Genomic DNA, 1,604 nt, shown 5'->3' with positions numbered 1-1,604 from the left:
ACATTACTTCAACTCAAAGCGTACAATTGAAAGAGGGTATGAGCTATACAATGAAAATCCAGTTTAAGAGAAGCCCCGGAATAAATGTTCCGGCAGGTAGCATCAATCTGAGCAATCCGAAAAAAGCGTGTACCAATGATGATAAGCAAAAGTTATCAAAATTGGTATTTGCTGACGGCAATTTAAAAAGTACCGGTGCAAGCAACAATTATGTGTGGGCAACCAATAGAGAATTCGGCTACTATTATCAATGGAAAAAAGACTATAATGGAAACAACATCGATCCTTGTGCCAGACTAAATCCCACAACTTATGGTAGTGGTTGGCGGCTACCTACACGCAATGAATTAGAAAGATTGGGAAGATGCAATAATGTAAAAAAGGTCTCTAATGGAGTGAATGGTGTGTGGTTCCTAAATGCCACAACCGGTATTTTTTTACCGTTAGGTGGCTGGCGTAATAATAATCCGGGAACAACGGCAGAAGATTGGCCTGGAACGTATGGTCAATATTTTACGGATGAATCAATTAATACTAATGATTGTTATAGATTGGATATATCTCCCGGTGAAGGTAAAACCGATGTCAATAGCACACCAAAGAGAATGGCATACCAAACTCGTTGTGTCAAAGGACCTAAATTATAATATTTCCCCTTAAATATAAAAAAGAGTAAAAAAAACAAAGACAGAAACAGTGCTGATAACCCACTGCCTGTTTTTTCGGAGACATTCCGTAAATTATAAAATACAAGGCAACTAATTCATTCCGAATCAGTTGCCTTATTCATATTTTAATCATTCCTCCAACAAATTCCGAACGCCTCAATCGAGGGAAAAGTCTAAAACAAATCCCCTACTATTAGATAGTCAGCACAATTCGTCAGGAATCTATTATGAATCAACTTTGCAAACATTGCCATACCCTGAACACACCAGGTCTTTCGATATTAGCAACCCTACATACTCTGATAGTAACCGTCCAAAAAGCAAGTATAAAACTCAAACAAAAGAAAAGTTCACTTCTCTAATAATAAATATCCTATGTTATAAGAATCATGTTTCAAAGGACGTACGTCTGATGCAACAAAGATAAGACGCTTTTTTCATCTGTGCAAATCTTTTTGCATTGCTTTAATTATCAGAAGTTTATCTACTCCCCTTGCATCCAGTGTGGAGGGTAACAATAGTGTTTCAAAAAACGTACGTTTTTTGAAACACAAGAACCGTTCTATCTGTCTAATTTACACAAACTTACCGCAAAATAAAAGCTGTATTCACAGCCTGCCATAGCCGGCCTGTCCATTCTTAATGGGAAGGCCTTGCTGAGTATGATCTATTTTATTCATTTTTAAACATTTGAGTTATGAATACGAAGACAAAACTTCTGTATGTAGACTTTCGTGCGCTAAGCACATGCTGTCTGTACGCGGCTTTTTTAATGATAACATCGTGTGGCGACAATGTTGTGAACCCCGACAGCCCGGAACCGGACGGAGAGGATATGATTCCTGTTACGGTCAGCCGGGTTGAGGATGGCATCTATATGGAAAGCCATGTTGATACTCCCGACACAACCGGAGGAAGAACGCTTGTGGACGAATG

General features: G+C 38.7%; 1 protein-coding gene and 1 pseudogene. Both read left to right on the top strand.

The genetic code is table 11. The features are described 5' to 3' along the window. Nucleotides 1–647: Lcl C-terminal domain-containing protein (locus tag FDF36_RS20965; protein WP_475647113.1), on the top strand; the 647-nt coding region annotated here is incomplete at its 5' end. A 718-nt stretch (nt 648–1,365) separates the two neighbouring features. Next, nucleotides 1,366–1,604, top strand: a pseudogene (locus FDF36_RS20960) (hypothetical protein); the annotation flags it as partial.

This window comes from Bacteroides fragilis (genome assembly GCF_019583405.1).
Lineage (GTDB): Bacteria > Bacteroidota > Bacteroidia > Bacteroidales > Bacteroidaceae > Bacteroides > Bacteroides fragilis_B.
The sequence above is the reverse complement of the archived record's forward strand: the minus strand, read 5'-3'. Positions and strand labels throughout refer to the sequence as shown.